This is a genomic window from Paraburkholderia sp., from assembly GCF_049581445.1.
Taxonomy (GTDB): Bacteria; Pseudomonadota; Gammaproteobacteria; order Burkholderiales; family Burkholderiaceae; genus Paraburkholderia.
This window is the reverse complement of the sequence record NZ_JBAURZ010000402.1, coordinates 12,073-31,069: the sequence shown is the minus strand read 5'-3', so window position 1 is coordinate 31,069 and position 18,997 is coordinate 12,073. Positions and strand designations below refer to the sequence as shown.

The window sequence follows — 18,997 nt, the reverse complement described above, 5'->3', positions numbered from 1 at the left end:
CAGTGCGACGCTGCTGTGCCGCACCGCGCGAGACGCGCTCAGCGAACCCTATCCCATCGCTAATGAGCGTTGCCGTGCAGCATGGTCGAGGCGGCCTTGCTGCACGACCCGCAGCAGATCAGCCGACATCGCGTCGACCGTAAAGTGACGCTCGAAACACTGCGAAGCCTGCTCACGCATCGCTGCAGCCGCTAGCGGGTCGAGTTGCAACCAGCGTGTCAGACTATCGAGCGTGCCTTCCATCGTATCGGGCGCGACGAAACCGGCGCCGTCCGCGGCGACCTCGCGCCAGATATTCACCTTGTCGGAGATCAGCGCCGGCAACCCGCAGGCGAGTGCCTCGGCCACCGCAATGCCGAAATTCTCCTGGTGCGACGGTAAGACGAACGCATCGCTGGCGTGAAATGCTCCCCACTTTGCGTCGCCTTGCAGCATGCCGGTCCACGTAACGTGTTCGGCTACGCCCAGCCCGTTTGCAAGTGTCTTTAATGCGGGCAGCCAGCCACTGGTGTCGGGTCCCGCCATCAGGACGTGAGTCGACGCGTCGCGCCGATGCACGGCAGCGAATGCTTTCAATAAAAGATCGCAACCCTTCTTCGGGTGAATGCGACCCAGAAACAGCAGCAGGCGCTTGCCGCGTAACGCCGGGTGCGCTTGATAGAACGCTTCGCGCAACGCCATCGCATTGACAGGAGGACGACTCGTCCCGAACGCGACGACCTCTTCGTGTGCGCGGTACAGTCTGAACGACTGTCGCGCCAGCCGGCATTCTTCTTGGGTGGTGAACACGACGCGCGTGGCGTCGCGTAGCACGCGATATTCTGCCCACGGCCAATACAGACACTTCTTGAGATGCTTGAGCGGGTAGATATGCTTGAACCAGGGATCGAGCATGCCATGCGGAAACACATAGTAGGGCACGTCGAGACGGCGCAGTGCTTTCCAGGTGGCGTAGCTATGGTATTGCCACAGACCGTTGACGATCACCGCGTCGTACGACTGCGCATGCGTGGCGAGCCACGGTATGAGTCTGGGTGTGTAACCGTAAAAGCCTTTGCCTGGTCCCAAGGCATGCACCTGCAGCGGAAACTCGCTGAGCCACGCGGCGGCAGGATCGTCGATGCACGCGACTTCGACCAGATGGCCAAGTGCCGTCATGTTGATACCGCTTTGCCGCACGCCTTCGGTGGGCCCCCCTGCACGCGGATCCAGGGTGGAGAGCAGATGCAGAAGTTTCATGACCGCGCCTCGCCATGCAGGCCATGCGGCAACTGCGCAACGCCGGAGTGACCGTCGAGGTTGCCCGCGGGCCACGACGGTGGCGCGGGTGACATGACGGGCGCGCTGCGAGGACGCCGAACGTGGCGCGCGGCCCTGACGCGCAGGGTCTGCGCGATGCGTGCGTAGGTGGCTACCACCAGTCCTAGCGCAACGCCGAATATGAGCCCGGAAAAACGCGGGCCAAGCGGGTTGCCGCCAATTGAGGTAGCGGGTAGCGCAGCGAGCAGCAGGATTGCACGGCCCAGCACGGGCAGATATAACAGGTTCGGCATCCGCCGCCGCCATTCACGATGTGCGAGCGATGCTTTATAGAGGGCATACACGATGGCGAGCGGCATGCCGATACCGAACAGCAGCCCACCTGCAAACAGTTGATAGACCCAGAAATTATGGCCGGCTACCCATTCATGTATGGAGAAGAAGTCCTTCGCGCTCATCTGGCCTAGCAGGTCGGGCAGGTAACTCGGCGAATAGCGATAAGCGTGGCCATACCCCTCACCGGCCAGCAACGAAACGGTGGAGGAGGTGACCTGATCGTACTGGTTCTTGATTTCGGCGAGGCGCGTGATGGTGGTGGGATCGACGCCGGCTTCAGTTTCCTTCGAGGCAAAGATCCGCTGCACCCAGTGGGCCGACACGCTTGGCATCAATGCCGCAACACCCGCCACGGTGACGGCGACGAGCATGCCCATCACGATCGCACGCGTAGCTGCGCGCAACAGATGCCGCAACGACGGCGCGCTGAGCCACGTCGCGAGGACGAACAGCAACGCAGTGCCAAGTAGTAGCGAGCGTGTCACGCTGAGCAGTTCGATCACGAGTGTGGCGATAAAGAGCGCCAGCGCGAAGCGAGGGTGACGCCGCGCCACCACGAATTCGTGCAGCAGAATAGCCTGCAAGCCGAGAAACGTGACGGAGACGATGCGAAAGCGCACCTTGTCGAGGCCGCCGCCGGTTGCAACGCCATATGCGAAGCTGAACGCGAGCGATATCACCATGGCCCAGAACAGCGCCTTTTCGATTTGCGCGAGCCGTACATCGCTCCATGGATGACAGGCGACGAAGTAGCCGAGGAAAAACAGCAAGAACGGCAGCAGTACGCGCAGGTAATTGCCGAAATCGTTACCTTGCAATGCCTGCGTGAAAGCACTGCCAACAATGGTGGCAAACATGCCGAACGTGACAAGCTTGCGCATATGCGAGCGGTGTTCGAAGCGGGGGGCGATCAGGAGGAGCAGGCAGCCGGCGCCAACGCATGGCGCTACCAGCAGAATTTGCGTGAGATGGCTGGAGGCGTCCTCTGAGCCCTTGAAATCAAGAGCCAACGGCACGAGGAACAGCCAGATCCAGATGACGGTAAACTTGTTGCGCACGGCCGGCTTCTCCTTGGCGAAAAGGGCGCAACCGTGCGGGCTCGTAGGGAGCTGGCAGTGCGATGGCGGGGTGTCGCATGGTCAATCCCATGGCCCCCGATTCCCCCATTCATTAAGCCGAATATAGCAGCGGGGAAATTAACGTCCGGTTGCGCAGGCGTGCAACGACTAGTCTTCGGCGCGAATTGCCAGCCGTGCCGGTACGGCTTCGCGCAGCGCGTGTTGGTACTTGCCAACAGCCTTTGCGCATGGCCGTGAATGCCGCGATTGTGGCGGATGGAACCGGACCTGGCACAAGAAGATATGAGGACAGATGGCGGAAATCTGTCTGGATACGTTCATTCCGTGAAAGGGGGAATCATGCGCTGGTTCGGCACGGAAAACACCAAAGGGCCGCAACGGTCAATTGAACTCGACTTCATTCGCGGTATCGCAATCATCGCCGTGATGGGCTTTCATTTCCATACGGTGCATACAGGTAGCGCGATCGTCGCAGCGATCGAATACCCGCTCAAGAGTTTCGGCAAGGAAGGCGTCAACCTGTTTTTCACGTTGAGCGGCTTTCTGGTGGGCGGGTTGCTGCTCAAGCAGTATGCGAAGGTGGGCCGCATCGATGCGCGGCGCTTTATCATCAGACGGATCTTCAAGATCTGGCCCGCGTATTACGTGCTGATCCTGTTTCATGTGTTCGCCGGGCGCCATCCGACCAGTACCTTTCTGGTGCAGAACCTCACGCACATGCAGAACTACCTGGGTTCGTCGATTACCCAGACATGGAGTCTCGCGGTTGAGGAGCATTTCTATCTGTTCCTGCCAGCGCTGCTGTTGCTGGTGACCATGCTCAAACTGCGCGCGAATGCCATTCTCGCCATTCTGCTATCGATCTGCGCGATCGTGCTGGCGGCCCGTTGCGTAGTAGTGTCCAAAGGCGATCTCGATGCCGCCTTCTTCTATACGCAATACCGCATCGACAGTCTGCTGTTTGGCGTGATTCTGGCGGCCGTCTACTGGATGAAGCCTGAGGTGTACCGGCGCATGGCGGCGCACAAAAAGACGCTGATCGTGCTGGTGCTGGCGCTCGTTGCATGGCTCGTGCTGGCGACCAAGAATGTGCCGCTTGATGAAAGCATTGGCTATACGCTTCAGGCGCTGGGCTTTTGTGCGCTGATCGTGTTGACGATCGAGTATTCGCAGACGCTGCGCGAGGCCTGGCTATTTCGCGCCGTGGCGTGGATTGGCGTCTATTCGTACGGCATCTATCTGTGGCACTCACTCGCGCTCGCCCCGGGCGACATGCTGATTCGCAAGTTCGAGGCCTGGCATGTGCCGGCTATCGCGGCGTGGGCACCGGTGCTGGTCGCACAGTTCGTGATCGCTGTCGGGATTGGCTATGTGACGACGCGGGCGATCGAATTTCCCTTCCTGCGTATCCGCGATGCGATTTTCCCGGCGCGCCGCAAAGGGGCAAGAGGAGAGGGGATGCCCGAGGAACTGGAAGTGCCGGCAGTGGGTGGGCACGTGCTGTAAGTGACGCGCGCCGGAACACGACCATCGGTCGTACTTAAGTCAACTTGTCTTGAGTCAAACGGCCTGACTAAACCTGCCTTAAGTCAGACTGCCTAAGTCAGGCGTCAAGCCGCAGCCCCTTGGCTGCATTCATCCGTCGACAGGACTTCGGGGTTCTCGCGGATCGCAGACTGCAGGGTCTGTTTGAAGTGACTCAGCGTATTGCGTTCGAGCAGATGCCCGCTCGCTGCATGCGGATTCTCGGCAGACCAGTCGAGTGCCTGGTCTAGCGCCTGATTGATCGAATCAACCGAAAGATCGTCGATAACGGGCCCCAGTGCCCCGTCCCGGCAGAACCACCCAATCAGGCCATCCGCGGTCGCAATCAACGGCGTGCCTGACCGGTAGGCCTGCACCAGCACACCGCTCATGCCGTAGTGCCCTTTGTAGCCGAGCCACACCACATCGCAGGCGGAAAAGAGGTCGCTCTCCATTTCAGTGGAGATGAAGTGATCGAGCACGATGGGCGGCTGCGTCAGTTGCGCAAGACGGCGTTTGAGCGGCGCACGCACGTCCATGTCCTGTGCGCCGGCAATCACCAGCGTAGGTGCGTCAGCACGGGCCGTTAGCGCATCGATCAGTTCGTAAATGCCCTTACGCTCGCTGATTGCGCCATACACCAGCACGTGCTGACCGTATAGCGTCAAGCCGAGCCGGTCTCTCGCGTCCTGCGGATCCGGTGTTGGCGTATCGGGGCTGGGGTCGGGTAGATACTGAACCGGCGCGCTATCCGGCGTGGCATGTTTGGCACACCAGTCGCCGAGCGTCGGATCAATGGTTAGCAAAGTCCGCAGGCCAGGCGTGCGCAGCGCACGGAGAAACAACTGTGCCTTGAGCGCATTGACGAGCGGGCGGCGCGGCGCATGCACCCCGGCCTCGTGATGATGAAACGTGGCGCGCATCGTGATGCCAACCCATGGCATCGAGCCAAACGGCGAGCCAAGCACGGGGAGCGCATACAGGAAGTAATCGGCATACGGCACGATCACGCGCACCACGCCATACTCCCTGCCGATGGTTCGATAAATATGCTGGAAATAGCGAAAAAATTGCACATAGCTGAGCGAGCCGGGGCCGCGGCGTTGCGCTCGCGCCGGCGGGTCGACAAACGTGATCTGCAGATCTGCAGGGTGTTCGCTGTGTTCGCTAGCTGCGGCGATACGTTGCGCAAGAGGATGGGGCGCGTTGGCCGAGGCGGTCGCGATAACGCAGGCGTAGCCCGCTTCGATAGCGGCCTGCGCGGCCCATTCGGCGTAGCGCCACCGGTGTCCGGAGAAGTCAGGCTCGATGATCAGGACAGTGTCTTTTGTCATACCGGCAAGGTAGCGAAAAACAGGACAGCGATCCGCTCAGGGGCCGATATCGGCTATGAGATGGCGGTCCCCGCATAAACAGCCGCGTTACCGTGTCAGGCATGGATTGGCGCATGCTAAAGGGGAGGGCATCCGTGAGATCGATCAGGCTTCCGCTTGTCTCGATGAGGCCTGCATTCGGCGGTAGCGCGGCTACCTGGGTATTGCTCCAGCAGGTGGTGGTGCGCGGGCTGGTCGCGGTGAAATTCCTTGCCATCGGCCGCATGCTAGGTCCGGCGGCGATCGGCAGTGTGAGCGTGGCGCTGCTGGCAGTGGCGATTGCGGAAGCGCTGAGCGACACGGGCCTGGCACAAGCAGTGGTGCAGGCGAAGAGCGTGCCGAACCGTGCGGAGCTGGGCGCAGTCTGGACCACGCTCACCGCGCGCGGCGCCCTGATCGCGCTCCTGCTGATTGCGCTCGCGCCGTTGATGAACGCGCAATTTCATCTGGGCGGGTCGCTGGTGCTGCTGCAAATGGCGGCCGCGCTGCCCTTGATCCGTGGTATTGCGTCGCCGGCGTATTACATGATCCAGCGTGAGCGTGGTTTTCAGCAACTGGCTGGCGTCGAAACGTCGGCTGCATTTACCGATTGCGCGGTCGGCCTTGCATGCGCATGGGGCGGTTTGGGCGCGTTTGCGGTACTGGTAGGCATGATTGCGGGCGAGTCGCTCAAGACCGTGCTGACATGGACCACGATGGGGCCGCGCCCGCCCATTCGGCTTGCGTGGCATGGCATTGGCCATTACGTGAATTTCAGCCGCTGGATCTGGGCGGGCAGTGTCGTCAATCTGGTGCTCAACCAGTTCGACAAGGTGCTGGTTGCGAAGCTGCTCGGCCCGATCGCGCTCGGTGCGTATCAGATGTCGTCGAAGCTCGCGCAGATGCTGCTCGCGGATGCTGCGATCGCGCTGAGTCAGTATCTGTTCCCGACTTTCTCCGCGCACTTTCGTCGCGAGGATGGCTCGGCAGCCAGGCTGTTTGCGCGCTATCTGACGGTGATCGTCATTGGTCTGGTGGCGGTCGTGCTGGTGCTGCGCTCGACCGCTGCGCCGCTTTTCATGCTGGTGCTCGGACCGGCATGGATGTCCGCGGTCCCGCTCTTCAGGATCTTCGTCATTAACATGGCGATTGGAGCGGTGATCGCGATGCTGGTTGCCTACCTGCGCGCGATTGGCGCGCCGAAGGCCGCCACGCAGGCTTCGGTGCTGCAGGTGATCGCGCTCGTGATCATCGTGCCGCCCGCGACGCATCTGTGGGGCGTGACGGGCGTAGCATGGGCCATGACGGCGGGTTTGAGCGCCGCCGCGGCATGGATGTTCTACCGGATCATCAAGAGGTCGTGATGCGGATTCTTCATCTGGTTCTCGCGCCGCGTTTGTCCGGCGCCGAAGTGCTGGCCAAAGATCTCGCGATCCATCAACGCATGCATGGCGATGCAGTGTCGATCGCTTCGTTGCTCCCGCAACATGATGACTTCAGCGCATTGCGTAACGAACTCGATGGGCACGCGGTCACGTGTCTGTTTCCAGCGCGCAGATACGGCGGTCTCGGCAAGCTGTGGCATTTGTACCAGGTGATTCGTCGCTTCAAGCCGGACGTGCTGCTTGCGCACGCAACCATTCCGGCTTTCTACGCACGCGCTTTGCCGGTTCGCGTGCCGGTGATCTATGTGATGCATTCGGCGGCCAACGACTTCGAGCGTTCCCTGTTTCGCCGGGTCGAGCGCGTCTTGTCGCGCCGGGCGGGTGCGGTGGTCGGCGTATCCGAAGCCAATCTCAAGGACTATGTCGCGGCAATTGGCCGCCATCCCCTGATGCAGGTGATTCCCAATGGTGTCGATACGCGCCGTTTCGTCTGCACAGCGGGTGCTGCACGCAGTGGCAAGGACGGCGCGCCGCAGATCGTGCAGATTGGTCGCTACAACGCGGTGAAGGATCAGTTGCAGACGGTGCGCGCGTTCGCCGAGGCGGTGCGCGTCGTCCCCGATGCCCGGCTATTGCTCGTCGGCGTGGTCGAAGACACGGCGTATTTTGCTGCGGTCAACGCGCTGGTGAACGAGCTAGGGCTTGGCGGGCGGGTCGTCGTCGACGGTCCGCGTGAGGACGTCTCACGGCTGCTTGCCGAGTCGAGCGTATTCGCTATGCCGTCGCGCTCGGAAGGGCACAGCATTGCGTTTCTCGAAGCGCTCGCGACAGGCATTCCGGTGGTGGCGAGCCGTATTGAAGCCTTTGCGTTCGCGCGAGACTTCCCTGGCGTGCAGATGCTGGATACCACGGACACCTCGGCATACGGACAAGCGCTTGTCAGCGCACTGCACGAGCCACGCGTGGCGCGCTCGCTCGACGGTCTCACACTGAACGATACAGCGCAGCAGTATCTGGCCATTACGCGCCGGGTGGCAGGGGCGCTCGCATGAATGCCCGCTATACATCGCCGGTAAGGCAAGGTGTGCTACATACGACGCGGCGCAGTTGCGTGCGGATGGCGAGTCGCAGGGCGGGGCCTCATCGGGGGCTGCCGATTTCTCTTCATGGGTCGAGTGGCATGGGCATCAAGGTAACGCGTACCGCACTGCCGGAAGTCAAGATCGTCGAATCGGATCTGTTCTGCGACGACCTGGGCAGTTCATTCGAAGCGTTCAATGCGGATGAGTTTGCCGAACGCGTGACCGGCGGCGTCGAATTCGTCCAGGACGATCATTCACGCTCGCGGCGCGGTGTGTTGCGCGGCTTGCATTATCAGATCCAGCATCCACAGGGCAAACTGATTCGGGTGGTGGTGGGCGACGTGTTCGATGTGGCCGTGGATATCCGCCTGAGTTCGCATACCTTTGGCAAGTGGATCGGCGTGCATCTGAGCGCGGCCAACCGCAGGCAGATGTGGGTGCCGCCTGGGTTCGCGCATGGATTCGTGGTGATGTCGGACACGGCCGAGTGTCTGTGCAAAGCGACTGACTTCTGGTATCCGGAACACGAGCGCTGCATTCTATGGAGCGATCCGGACATCGGCGTGGACTGGCCGATCGAGTTTGCGCCTATCCTCGCGCCCAAGGACGAAGCCGGCAAGCTGCTTTACGCGGCCGAGCATTACGCGTGAGTGCAGCGGTTGGAAACGGTGCGCGCGAAGCCGTGCGCCGCCGGTTTTACACCAGTTTTTACGACATTTTTTCTTGCGGGCGCCAGGCCGCCAAATCTACACTTCAATCATCCTGATGACCCTGGATGATCACGGTGAACCCACGCTCAGTCCGGCAGCACCCCATACCCATCCGCTATGTGCGGCGCGCCTTTGGCGGCATCGAATTGCGCCGTTTCGATCCGGCGCGCGACTCCTACGGGGCGCGCACGGCGATGCTGCATCGCGCGTTTGCGCGGCTCGGCGCGCAGCGCCTGAACTGCACACGCGTCAATCAGAACGCAGATGTGACCGGTTGGCGTCGAACCCGCGTGGCAGTCGCGCGGCATCGGCACACTGATGCTGGCATTTGCGGATCACTGGGCGGCCACGCGCGGCTATGCGGAACTGGCGCTCGATACGCCGCAACCGGCCGCTCATCTGATTGCGTTTTATCGTGACCACGGCTTTCGCATCACCGATTTTCTGCACTTTGACGGCAAGCGCTACGACAGTGCGATTCTGTGCAAACCGGCGGTGGCTGCTGGCACTCTTGCGACGTGGTCGCGACGGCTCGAATTACCGCGCGGTCCCATCGCGCGTGCTGCATAAGCTAAGCGGTCCTCACAGGACGTGTTAATCGAACTTTCAGAAGGACAGTAGAAAACAATGGTACGCACGCGACCAGGGATGATGTTCCGAGGCATGCTGAAGATCGTGTTGATTGCGATCGCAACGTCCCAGATATTAACGACTGCGTTCACGCTGCTCGCGCGGCAGATCGATGCGGCTCTGTCGCCGCAGATAGTTACGGTGTTCGGTTTCGTGACCTGCGGGTTGGTGTCGATGTGGCTGCAAGCCGATGCGCGCCGCGCGTTCTGCCTGGCAAAAGAAAAGGGCTTTGTCGGCGCCGCACGTGATGGAGAGGTGGGGCCGCAGATTGCGGCCGACTGTCCACACCGCTGGCTTGTGATACTGCATGTTGAACTGAATCCTGCGGCCGCTTAGCGCGAGCGCGATGCTGTCTGGTCCGGCGCTGTGGCGTCGGGCCGCAACTATTGCAATGAGGATCGGAAACTATTGCAATGCGAGGCGGCCCACAGCCGGTTCCTCTTGCCGTTAGCGTCTGACGACACCCATCAGCAGGGTCACGAGGAAGATCACGATAAAGATAAAGAACAGGACCTTGGCGATCTCGGCCGCCCCCGCGGCGATACCCCCGAAGCCGAACACCGCCGCGATAATGGCGATGATAAAGAAAATTGCTGCGTAGCGAAGCATGGGCCTCTCCTCGATGGATTCCTGAGATGGTGAAACCGGCTGGCTTTCGTCATTCACGCGCGCCTGAACCGGTTCGTCGTGTCTGTGCCGCCGAGCGTACAACAGCAACTGCTGTGCCCAGGATGACACCGTCAGAGCAAAACCATGCCAGCGGTTGAAACCAAACCGCGTTCGAAAATGATTCAAAAATGAATCAAATTCGCTTCAAGAGAAACTCCATTTGAATAACTTCGTTCTATTAGCCGCTTTGTAACGTTTGCGCGTAAACACCAATGTGCCCCTTTAAATCGGTATCGACCAACGCGTCGAAGCGACCGCTTTAAATCCGAAGGTTAACCATTGTCAAATAACAACAGATTTTACCGACGGCGAATGGCGTCGGTAAAACGTTTGCGCGTCTGCGTTTATCCGGCAACTGCTGATAAACAGGCGCCAGGCCGCGGCGATCGCGCGTGGCGAAGTTCGCAAAGCGCCTAAATCCTTTGGCGTTTCTGCCGTAAACACACGTTATACTCGCCGGCGATTCAAAAAGCCGGGCAGGGGCCACTTCGGTGGGTCCGGATGAATCCAGCAGGCAAGGCCAAAGCGTTCGGTTAGTCGGCTCCCTTTATCTGGGAGGGCGGCGAATATCGGTGCCGCAGAGGCCAGGATCGGGAATTTTTACGCATTCGCAGTTTGCGAAAATCCTGTGCCCTCGCCGCCGATAAATACACCAGGGAAGAGCAACAATAATATGCCAACGAGAATCCTATCGATATTCGGTACACGGCCTGAAGCCATTAAGATGGCGCCGCTCGTCAAGTGTCTCGAAGCCGACGCGAATATCGAATCAATTGTCTGTGTGACTGGCCAGCATCAGTCGATGCTCAACCAGGTGCTTGATCTGTTCGCGATCGTGCCGCACTACGATCTCAAGCTCATGACCGGCAATCAGACGCTCAACAGCCTGGCGTCGCGTCTGATCGGCTCGCTCGACGACGTGCTCGCCGCCGCTCAGCCGGATCGCGTGCTTGTCCATGGCGACACCACGACCGCCTCGGCCGCCGCGCTCGCCGCCTTTCACCGCCGCATTCCGATTGGCCACGTCGAAGCCGGCCTGCGCACGGGCAATCTGATGCAGCCGTGGCCGGAAGAAATGAACCGCCGCGTGGTCGACGTGATGAGCGACCTGATGTTCGCGCCCACGGCCAGTTCGAAGGCTAACCTCGCGCGCGAGTCGCTGCACGGCCGGGTCATCGTCACGGGCAATACGGTGATCGATGCACTCAATCTGACGATCGCACGCATTGACGGCGATGCCGCGCTGCGTGCCGAACTCGACGCACGTTTCGACTTCCTGAATAACTCCCTGCCGGTTCTGCTCGTCACGGGACACCGCCGCGAGAGCTTTGGCGAAGGCTTTGCCAACATTTGCGCGGCGCTCAGCGACCTGGCCAAAACCAATGCGGTGCAGATCGTCTACCCGGTGCACCTGAATCCGAATGTGCGCGGTCCGGTACAGGAATCGCTCGGCGCTGCACGCAATGTGCATCTGATCGAGCCGCTCGACTATCTCGGCTTCGTTCGCCTGATGCAGCGCGCGTCGATCATCCTGACCGACTCCGGCGGCGTGCAGGAAGAAGCTCCTGCGCTCGGCAAACCGGTGCTCGTGATGCGCGACGTCACCGAGCGCCCGGAAGCGGTAAGCGCGGGCACGGTGCGCCTCGTCGGCACACAGCGCGAAGTGATCGTGCGCGCGGTGACGGATCTGCTCGAAGACGCCCGCGAGCGCGACGATTTCGCGCGCCGTGTCAATCCGTACGGCGATGGCCGCGCATCGGAGCGCATCGTCGCCGCCCTGGCTGGCCGACCGTACGACGAATTCGGCAGCGTGGCCGCCACGCAGAGCCGACGTATTCCGCTGGCCGCGACAGTGCAGTAAGGCCACCGCGGGCGACACGGTAGAGGCAAGCGCCGTTCCCCTGGATCGCAAGCCCCGGACCCCGGGGCCATAACCATTTTCAGCTAAACCAAGCAGCGCACATTCAGAGCTTCATGGGGTGCGCTCTATTTTCAAGACTAACCACCGTGACTCCCTCTAAGCTTTCGTGCCCCCGCTTGACGGCACTCGCCGCGTTGATGGTTCTATGCTCCGCCGCCCACGCCCAACCGGTTGATGTGGCCGGCGACTTCGCGCAACTCGGCAGCGGCCGCCTGGCGACGCGCACCGTATCGCTTGCCGAACTCGGCATGCGCGACCCGATCGTGCTGCACGCGCCGGACTCACGCCAGGAACTGTATCTGCCGGTGCCGGCCGGCTTGCCGCTCACCAATGCGGCCTTGCAGCTTGATGGCAGCTATTTGCGCGGCAATGGCGGACGCACGACCATGCTGCTGTCGCTGGATGGCTCACCGGTTCTCTCGCGCACGCCCACGGATCCGCAGGGCGATGCCGCAGCGAACCTCGGTGTGGATGGCAGCGCGCGTCCTACGGGCTTCGTGCGGGTTGGCCTCGACTGGTCGTCGGTGTTGAGCGATAACGTCTGTGCTGATCAGACCGCGATCGGCAACGTGTGGCGCATTGCGCCGACGACGCGCCTCACATACAGCTTCGATCCGGATGCGATCGGCGATCTGCGCGGCGCGTGGAGCGCACTGCCGCACAAGCCGGTAGTGATGGTGGGCGCCCGCGCCTTGGGCGCGCCTGCGTTCGATGCCGGCTGGCGCATTGAAGCGCTGATGCAGCGTCAAGGTCACGGCCCGGTCAGCCAGGCATGGCCGGCCGTTGGCGACACCGTCGAACTCGGCAGCCTCGATGTACCGGGACCGTTGCGCACGATTCCGGCGTTTGCCGCGCTGGCCGCGGGCGGGACACACAAGCTGGCGAATCCGGCGGAAGTCGGCGCGCTCGTCGCGCTCTCGCCGCGTTCGGCCTTCGCGCCTGACGTGATCGTCGCGGACGACAACGTGCGCAATACCCTAAAGGTCACGCTTGATGCGTTGCGCGTACAGGTCGTGAGCGCCGCCCCGAATGCCGTTGATGCGTTCGACGCATGGCGCGTGCGCGCGATGGACCCGATCGCGAAGCCGCTCGCCGCCGGCGAAGTGCGCCTTGCGCACCTAGGTGGACAGACGGCTATCGTGGTGGGTGACAACGCCGGTGTGGCGGTGCTCGCGCACGCGTGGCTGCCGATTGACGTGTCGAGCCAACTGGTCGTGCATGAGATCGACAACTCGCCGAATACGCACGCGGACCAGATTGCACTGGCGCTGCTCGGCGGCGAACCGCGCACGCTCGACGTGAAAGGGCGCGCCACGTGGGATGCGAACTTCGATCTGGGTGCCGCTTCCGGCAACGGCAAACTGCCGGGCGATGTGGTGCTCGACGTTGCCGCCTCGCCGACGGCAAATGGCAGCGCCCAGACCGCCTCCGTTTACTTCAATGACGTGCTGATCGGCTCGCAATTGCTGAACGCCGACGGCAAGCCGCAGCGCATCACCGCACATATTCCGCGCTATGCCTTGGCGCCGAGCAATCTGTTGCGCGTCGTGTTCCAGCGCCAGCCGGATGCCGGCTGCCAGGCGCGCGATCCGGGCCATCCGATTGCCGTGTTGCCGAGCAGCCATCTATCGCTGGTCGAGGCGAGCGTCGATGACGACTTCACCGGCATGGTGGCGCGCTTCGCAACGGCCGCGACCGTGATCGTGCCGAATGCCTATCTGAATGATGCGCCGCATGTCCTCGCACGTGTAGCGAGTCTCGCCAATGCCACGGGTATCGCCCCGACGCGCGCTGAATTGAGCGTGGCCGCTGACGGCCAGGCCGTCAGCCCGAAGGACGCGTTCCTTGCCGCGGATGTCGCGCTGAACGACGAGCACAGCGTCGCACGGCTTGCGAGCGACCGTCTGTCGCTCACGGACGCATCCGGCAAGACGCTTGCCGACGTTTCCGGCCTGAACCGCCTTGGCGTGATCGAAACCGTGAAGGCCGGTGACGTATCGGGCATCGTCTATCGCACGGTAGGCGATACGCCGCCGATCATTCCGACCTCGCTGCAACTGTCGCGTGGCGACGTGGCGATCGTCGACGGCAGCGGCGTGTTGCGCCAGTTCGATACGCGTCATCCTGGCGAAGTGCCGGACGCGGGTGAGGGCAATGGCCGTTGGCTGGCGCTCGACTGGCTGCGTTGGGGCGTGCCGACGGTACTGGTCGCGCTGTTTATCGTGCTGTTGCTGGTCGCCCGGATTGCGCGCCGCAGGAATCAGGACAAGTCGTGAGCATTGCACTCATCAAATGGTATGGGGGCTACTTCGTTGCCCACTATTACCACGGGCTCGAATACGTTGCGGCGGCGGTGGCGTTCCTGATTCTGCTGTCGAGTCTCGACGACCTGTTCGTGGATGTCTGGTACTGGGCGCGCCTTATCATCCGGCGCTTCACCGTGCAGCGCACCTACAAGCCGCTCACCAGTGCGCAGTTGTATGCGAACGAAGAGCAGCCGCTCGCGATCATGGTGCCTGCATGGCATGAGTACGACGTGATTGCGGCAATGATCGAAGACATGGTGCGGGTGCTCGATTATCGCAACTACATCGTGTTTGTCGGCACGTACCAGAACGACCCGCAGACCATTGCGGAAGTCGAACGTATGCGCCGCCGCTACAAGCAGTTGCGGCGTGTGGAAGTGCCGCACGATGGTCCGACCTGCAAGGCGGACTGTCTGAACTGGGTCATCCAGGCGATCTTCCGTCACGAGCAGGAAGCCGGCATCGAGTTTGCCGGTGTCGTGCTGCACGACAGTGAAGACGTGCTGCATCCGGTGGAGCTGCGCTTTTTCAACTATCTGCTGCCGCGCAAGGACATGATCCAGTTGCCAGTGGCCTCCCTCGAGCGCAACTGGTTCGAACTGGTGGCCGGCACCTATATGGACGAGTTCGCCGAGTGGCATGCGAAGGATCTCGTGGTGCGCGAAAGCCTCGCGGGCAGCGTGCCGTCGGCGGGCGTGGGCACCTGCTTTTCGCGGCGCGCATTGTTGTCGCTGATCGAAGCGACAGGCAATCAGCCGTTCAATACGGAAAGTCTCACTGAGGACTACGACGTAGGCACGCGTCTCGGCGAAATGGGCATGCATTCGATTTTCGCGCGCTTTCCGGTGCAGTTCTCAACCCGCCGCAAGTCGTGGTTCGGGTTCGGTAAGGAACGCGAGTTCACGCTGACCATGCCGTTGTGCGTGCGCGAATTCTTTCCCGATACGTTCCGCACCGCCTACCGGCAGCGTGCGCGCTGGGCGCTAGGGATTGGCTTGCAGGGCTGGAAGCAGACCGGCTGGAGCGGGTCACTGGCGAACCGCTATTTGCTGGCGCGCGACCGCAAGGGCACGGTGACGGCCTTTATCGGCATGATCGCGTACGTGCTGGTTCTGCAGTTTCTGTTATTTGCCGCAGCCGATCTGTTCGGGCTCCTGCCCGATCTGATTGCCTCACCGTTTGCCGATTCCCCGTGGGTGCAGGGGTTGTTGTGGGCGAACGGCGTCGCGTTGGTTCTGCGCGTCGTGCAACGGATCTACTTCGTCACCCGCCTGTACGGTTGGGAGCACGGCCTGTTGTCGGTGCCGCGCATGGTGGTAGGCAACTTCATCAACTTCATGGCGGTTTCGCGGGCGTGGAAGTTGTTCCTCACGCACCTCGTGACCGGCAAGCGCCTCGCATGGGACAAGACCATGCACGACTTCCCGTCGGCCGATGGGTTTGTCGACCGGCGGCAGCGTCTTGGCGAATTGCTGGTGTCGTGGCAGGCCATCGACCCCGACAAGCTGGAGCAGGCGCTCGGCGAAAGCCATGCGCGTGAGGCACCGCTTGGCCGCGTGCTGATGGCCAAAGGCTGGCTCGACGAGGAAACGCTCGCGGAGGCAATCGCGTTCCAGTCCGATTTGCCGCGTGGGCGACTGCGTGCAGCACAGTTGCAGCACGACGCTACGCGCTTACCTCTCGAAGCGATCGTGCGGCATCGGACGCTTCCGCAAGGCGATGGGCCAAACGGCGAGGCTGTGCTGTTGACGGCGAGTCCGCTGCCGGACACGGTGCTCGAAGAACTGAAGACACTGGTCGGCACACCTGTGACGCAGGAAATCGTCCGCGAAGGTGAGATCGCAGCGGGATTGCGCTTGCTGCGCGGTGTCGAGACGGCACAGCGCGAGGCCGAGGCCGAAGCCGAGGAAGCGGCGCCGCCGGTGCGCGGCGTACCGCTGCTTGGCGACCTGCTGATCGAGCACGGACACGTGCGGCGCGAAGCATTCGAAGCGGCGCTACAGCACTACCGGCCCGACCGGCATGGGCGTATCGGCGATTACATGGTGGCCCGCGAAGTGATTTCGCGTGCTGCACTCGACAACGTTATCCAGCAACAGCATCGCCTGCGTGGCGGTGTGGTGGCCTCCGAATGATCGATTTCCATCCCACTTGGCGAAGGCTCGCCGCACCTACTGCGCATGCTTGTGCCGGCGCGGCCTTTGTGACGGTCGCGCTCTGTGCCGCTCACCCAGCCCACGCGCAGAGTGCATCGGCACATGCGACGGCTGTTGCGGCTTCATCGTCCGCCTTGTCTGCATCGTCCCCCTCGTCGGCCTCGGACGCGCAGCCGTTACCCTTGAGCGGCGCCGCGTATCGCGTGGCGCAGGTGGCGTATGCGGACTATGCAAGCGGCGACTACAGCGGCGCGGTGACCCAGGCACGCGAAGCCATTCGCCAGCGTCCTGATGTGGTCTCGTTGCGTTTGCTGCTTGCCAATGCACTTGCGGCGCAACGCCGTCTGACCGAAGCAAGCCACAGCCTGACCGAGGCAATGGCCCAGGTGGGCGACGATCCGGCGCTGGTGATACGGCGCAAACAGATCGACGCGCTGCGCATCTCGACGCTTGCCGTGGCGCGCACCCGTCCCGCGAAGCCGAGCGATCCGGACGCGTTGACTGGCGCGGCGCTCGTCGCCGGGCAAGCGGCTTATCAGGCGTATGCGAAAAAGGACTACGCGGGCACCGTTAAATACGCTAATGACGCTATCGCACTGCGTCCCGATCTGCTGCGTTTGCGCCTGTTGCTGATCGATGCGGCGAGCGCAGGTGGGAAGGACTCGGTGGCATGGGACGCCGACCTCGATGCGGTCAAACGCTTCGGGGATACCGACGAATTGCGCTTGCGCCGCACGTTCATAGGCAACCGTCTCGCGCCGAAGAGCTCAGCTGCCGCGTTTGCGGCCCGCAACCAGGGCGATCTCGCGAAAGCGGCTGCGCTGGCGCGTCAGGCGGTCGAGTACGCACCGGACCAGGTTGCCTACCGCTTGCAGTTGCTTGAAGTGCTGTTTGCGGCAAACGATCTCCCGGCGGTGGAGGAGGCCGCGAGTGCGGCGATCGCCACCGACGACACCGAAATCATGCCGCTCACGTTGCGCGGTTATGCGCGCGCGGCGCAGGGCAAGGCGGAGCCGGCCGACGCTGACTTTACGAAGGCGCTGCATGCCAACGATGCGACGCCCCGCAATCAGCGCACGGCACGGGTGATCATCGCCGATGTGTGGCTCTCGCAAGGGGAGGCTCAACGCGTCGTGGATCTGCTCGCGCCGCTCAAGGAGAGTGGCGATGCCACTGATGGGCCGATCGCGCAGCGACTGTACGAAGCGCGTCAGCAACTGGCGAAGGCGAAGCAGGCCGCCCAGAGCGCAGCACCACTCGATCCCGCGAAGCGTCCTGTACTCGATTGCAGCGTCAGCGAGTTCGGCGCCAACTGCGACGTCTATGCTGCCGATCCTGGCTTTGCCGCGGCACGCGCCTCGGCAACCGCGACGGCAAACGGCGACAAGAAGGCTGCCGTCGGTTTCGCGCGTGAGGCAGTGAAGGCTGCCCCGAACGACGCCGAGCATCGCGTCGAGCTGATCAACGCATTGACCAATGCAGACGAACAAAGCGAGGCCACCCAGCAGGCCCGTCAGGCGATCAGCGACGGTCTGCTTGCGGCGATGCCGGACCTGACCGCCGCCTACATTGCGCAACGCGCGGGCAACAACCGCATCGCGGCCGAGCGCTTCAAGCAGGCCGACAAGGCGGGCAAGCTGCCGCCCAGTGCCGCGGCCGATGCTGCGTATGCGTCGTTGCAGGCCCACCGTAACAGCGACGCCGCAGCGTACTTCGAACGTGGCATTGATGCCACCCTCGAGCCCACCGACGGCAATCCTCCGGCGACGCCCGCTCAGTTGTACGAAATGCGCAGCGCGCACGCCGACGTCACTCGCAACTGGGGCTTCGACACCTCGCTCAACTATCGCGGCGCGGGCATGCAGCCGGGCTTCGCATCCACGCCCACGCCGGGCGTCTCCAACAACTGGCAGGCGGGCGCCGAAGCGTACTGGCGGCCCTTCGGAAGTCTGGGTGACCGGATGTTCGAAGTCTATGCGCGCGCCTACGAAAGCTTTGGTGTCAAGGATGACCAGCCGAGCGGCGTGGATACGTTGCAGGCTGCGGTTGGCGCACGGGTGAAGCCGTTCGCCGATATCGATGCGATTTTCGCGTTCGAACGCATCATCCCGATCGGCGATCAGGTGAATCCGGACTGGCTGGCGCGGCTCGCGTATTCGGGCGGCTATGGAACTGAACGGCGCATCGATGTGCCGTCATGGTGGACCGCGCAGATCTACGCGGAAGGCGGCTATTACCTGAACAGGGAGTCGACCTACGGCACGAGCACGATCGAACTGGGCCGCACCTACCGGCTGGATCGTTTCAGCCCGCGCTGGACTGTTTTCCCGTACGCAGTGATCGGCGCGGACTACGACTCGACCGTCGACCACAGCATCCCCTTCGGCGCTGGCGTTGGTGTGTCGACCCGCTATTGGTTCCGCGACAGCAAGTATGACGCGCCGCGTTCGTATGTCGATCTGTCGGTCCAATACCGCTTGAGGATTGCCGGGGACGACCGCGGACGCGGCGTGTTCTTCGGCGCGATCTACTCGTATTGAAGCGGGAGTATTGAGGCACGCGTATTGACCGAGGGTGTATCGAACCA

At 62.4% G+C, this 18,997-nt stretch carries 15 protein-coding genes; 10 read left to right on the top strand and 5 right to left on the bottom strand.

The annotated features are described in order from the left end of the window. Positions 1-48: 48 nt before the first annotated feature. Complete coding sequence (locus tag WCA85_RS34915; RefSeq protein ID WP_424070290.1) at positions 49-1,239, bottom strand: glycosyltransferase; 1,191 nt, start codon at positions 1,237-1,239, stop codon at positions 49-51. Then, on the bottom strand, positions 1,236-2,654 hold the full coding sequence (locus tag WCA85_RS34910) for a hypothetical protein (protein WP_424070288.1): 1,419 nt from the start codon (positions 2,652-2,654) through the stop codon (positions 1,236-1,238). The genes WCA85_RS34915 and WCA85_RS34910 overlap by 4 nt, the downstream gene beginning before the upstream one ends. Before the next feature lie 360 nt (positions 2,655-3,014). Between WCA85_RS34910 and WCA85_RS34905 the strand changes: the two genes are divergently transcribed. Then, the gene (locus tag WCA85_RS34905) at positions 3,015-4,181 is read left to right on the top strand and encodes an acyltransferase family protein (RefSeq protein WP_424070314.1); all 1,167 of its coding nucleotides are present in this window, start codon (positions 3,015-3,017) and stop codon (positions 4,179-4,181) included. A 104-nt stretch (positions 4,182-4,285) separates the two neighbouring features. On the opposite strand, the gene WCA85_RS34900 is transcribed toward WCA85_RS34905, so the two are convergent. Beyond that, on the bottom strand, positions 4,286-5,533 hold the full coding sequence (locus WCA85_RS34900) for a glycosyltransferase (RefSeq protein ID WP_424070286.1): 1,248 nt from the start codon (positions 5,531-5,533) through the stop codon (positions 4,286-4,288). A gap of 134 nt (positions 5,534-5,667) precedes the next feature. On the opposite strand from WCA85_RS34900, the gene WCA85_RS34895 reads away from it, so the two are divergent. The 3 genes from WCA85_RS34895 to rfbC all read left to right on the top strand — a co-directional run bounded on the left by WCA85_RS34895 (position 5,668) and on the right by rfbC (position 8,668). Then, entirely contained in the window at positions 5,668-6,915 is a 1,248-nt protein-coding gene (locus WCA85_RS34895) for an oligosaccharide flippase family protein (protein ID WP_424070284.1), read from the top strand. Beyond that, entirely contained in the window at positions 6,915-7,988 is a 1,074-nt protein-coding gene (locus WCA85_RS34890) for a glycosyltransferase family 4 protein (protein WP_424070283.1), read from the top strand. The genes WCA85_RS34895 and WCA85_RS34890 overlap by 1 nt, the downstream gene beginning before the upstream one ends. Positions 7,989-8,116: 128 nt before the next feature. After that, complete coding sequence (rfbC, locus tag WCA85_RS34885; RefSeq protein WP_424070281.1) at positions 8,117-8,668, top strand: dTDP-4-dehydrorhamnose 3,5-epimerase; 552 nt, start codon at positions 8,117-8,119, stop codon at positions 8,666-8,668. A 146-nt stretch (positions 8,669-8,814) separates the two neighbouring features. Here rfbC and WCA85_RS34880 read toward each other — a convergent pair whose 3' ends face one another. Continuing rightward, on the bottom strand, positions 8,815-9,036 hold the full coding sequence (locus WCA85_RS34880; RefSeq protein ID WP_424070279.1) for a hypothetical protein: 222 nt from the start codon (positions 9,034-9,036) through the stop codon (positions 8,815-8,817). Between the two features lie 10 nt (positions 9,037-9,046). Between WCA85_RS34880 and WCA85_RS34875 the strand changes: the two genes are divergently transcribed. Together WCA85_RS34875 and WCA85_RS34870 are read left to right on the top strand one after the other, a co-directional pair. Next, positions 9,047-9,298, top strand: a complete 252-nt coding sequence (locus tag WCA85_RS34875; protein ID WP_424070277.1) for a hypothetical protein — start codon at positions 9,047-9,049, stop codon at positions 9,296-9,298. A gap of 78 nt (positions 9,299-9,376) precedes the next feature. Continuing rightward, on the top strand, positions 9,377-9,694 hold the full coding sequence (locus WCA85_RS34870) for a hypothetical protein (RefSeq protein ID WP_424070275.1): 318 nt from the start codon (positions 9,377-9,379) through the stop codon (positions 9,692-9,694). 111 nt (positions 9,695-9,805) lie between these two features. On the opposite strand, the gene WCA85_RS34865 is transcribed toward WCA85_RS34870, so the two are convergent. Continuing rightward, complete coding sequence (locus tag WCA85_RS34865; RefSeq protein ID WP_074265082.1) at positions 9,806-9,967, bottom strand: DUF1328 family protein; 162 nt, start codon at positions 9,965-9,967, stop codon at positions 9,806-9,808. 733 nt (positions 9,968-10,700) lie between these two features. Between WCA85_RS34865 and wecB the strand changes: the two genes are divergently transcribed. From wecB to WCA85_RS34845, 4 genes are all read left to right on the top strand, one after another. Beyond that, a complete protein-coding gene (gene wecB, locus WCA85_RS34860) occupies positions 10,701-11,888 on the top strand; it encodes a non-hydrolyzing UDP-N-acetylglucosamine 2-epimerase (protein ID WP_424070272.1) in 1,188 nt (395 codons plus the stop codon). Positions 11,889-12,064: 176 nt separating this feature from the next. Next, the gene (locus WCA85_RS34855; RefSeq protein ID WP_424070270.1) at positions 12,065-14,224 is read left to right on the top strand and encodes a cellulose synthase; all 2,160 of its coding nucleotides are present in this window, start codon (positions 12,065-12,067) and stop codon (positions 14,222-14,224) included. Continuing rightward, positions 14,221-16,389, top strand: a complete 2,169-nt coding sequence (locus WCA85_RS34850) for a glycosyl transferase family protein (RefSeq protein ID WP_424070268.1) — start codon at positions 14,221-14,223, stop codon at positions 16,387-16,389. The genes WCA85_RS34855 and WCA85_RS34850 overlap by 4 nt, the downstream gene beginning before the upstream one ends. Before the next feature lie 203 nt (positions 16,390-16,592). Further along, complete coding sequence (locus WCA85_RS34845) at positions 16,593-18,950, top strand: NfrA family protein (RefSeq protein ID WP_424070266.1); 2,358 nt, start codon at positions 16,593-16,595, stop codon at positions 18,948-18,950. The last annotated feature ends 47 nt before the right edge of the window (positions 18,951-18,997 follow it).

Coding starts and splice junctions, on each gene's coding strand:
- WCA85_RS34900 (WP_424070286.1), bottom strand. CDS start 5,533: ATGACAAAAGACACTGTCCTGATCATCGAGCCTGACTTCTCCGGACAC.
- WCA85_RS34890 (WP_424070283.1), top strand. CDS start 6,915: ATGCGGATTCTTCATCTGGTTCTCGCGCCGCGTTTGTCCGGCGCCGAA.
- WCA85_RS34915 (WP_424070290.1), bottom strand. CDS start 1,239: ATGAAACTTCTGCATCTGCTCTCCACCCTGGATCCGCGTGCAGGGGGG.
- WCA85_RS34870 (WP_424070275.1), top strand. CDS start 9,377: ATGATGTTCCGAGGCATGCTGAAGATCGTGTTGATTGCGATCGCAACG.
- WCA85_RS34905 (WP_424070314.1), top strand. CDS start 3,015: ATGCGCTGGTTCGGCACGGAAAACACCAAAGGGCCGCAACGGTCAATT.
- WCA85_RS34875 (WP_424070277.1), top strand. CDS start 9,047: ATGCTGGCATTTGCGGATCACTGGGCGGCCACGCGCGGCTATGCGGAA.
- WCA85_RS34880 (WP_424070279.1), bottom strand. CDS start 9,036: ATGCCGCGCGACTGCCACGCGGGTTCGACGCCAACCGGTCACATCTGC.
- WCA85_RS34865 (WP_074265082.1), bottom strand. CDS start 9,967: ATGCTTCGCTACGCAGCAATTTTCTTTATCATCGCCATTATCGCGGCG.
- rfbC (WP_424070281.1), top strand. CDS start 8,117: ATGGGCATCAAGGTAACGCGTACCGCACTGCCGGAAGTCAAGATCGTC.
- wecB (WP_424070272.1), top strand. CDS start 10,701: ATGCCAACGAGAATCCTATCGATATTCGGTACACGGCCTGAAGCCATT.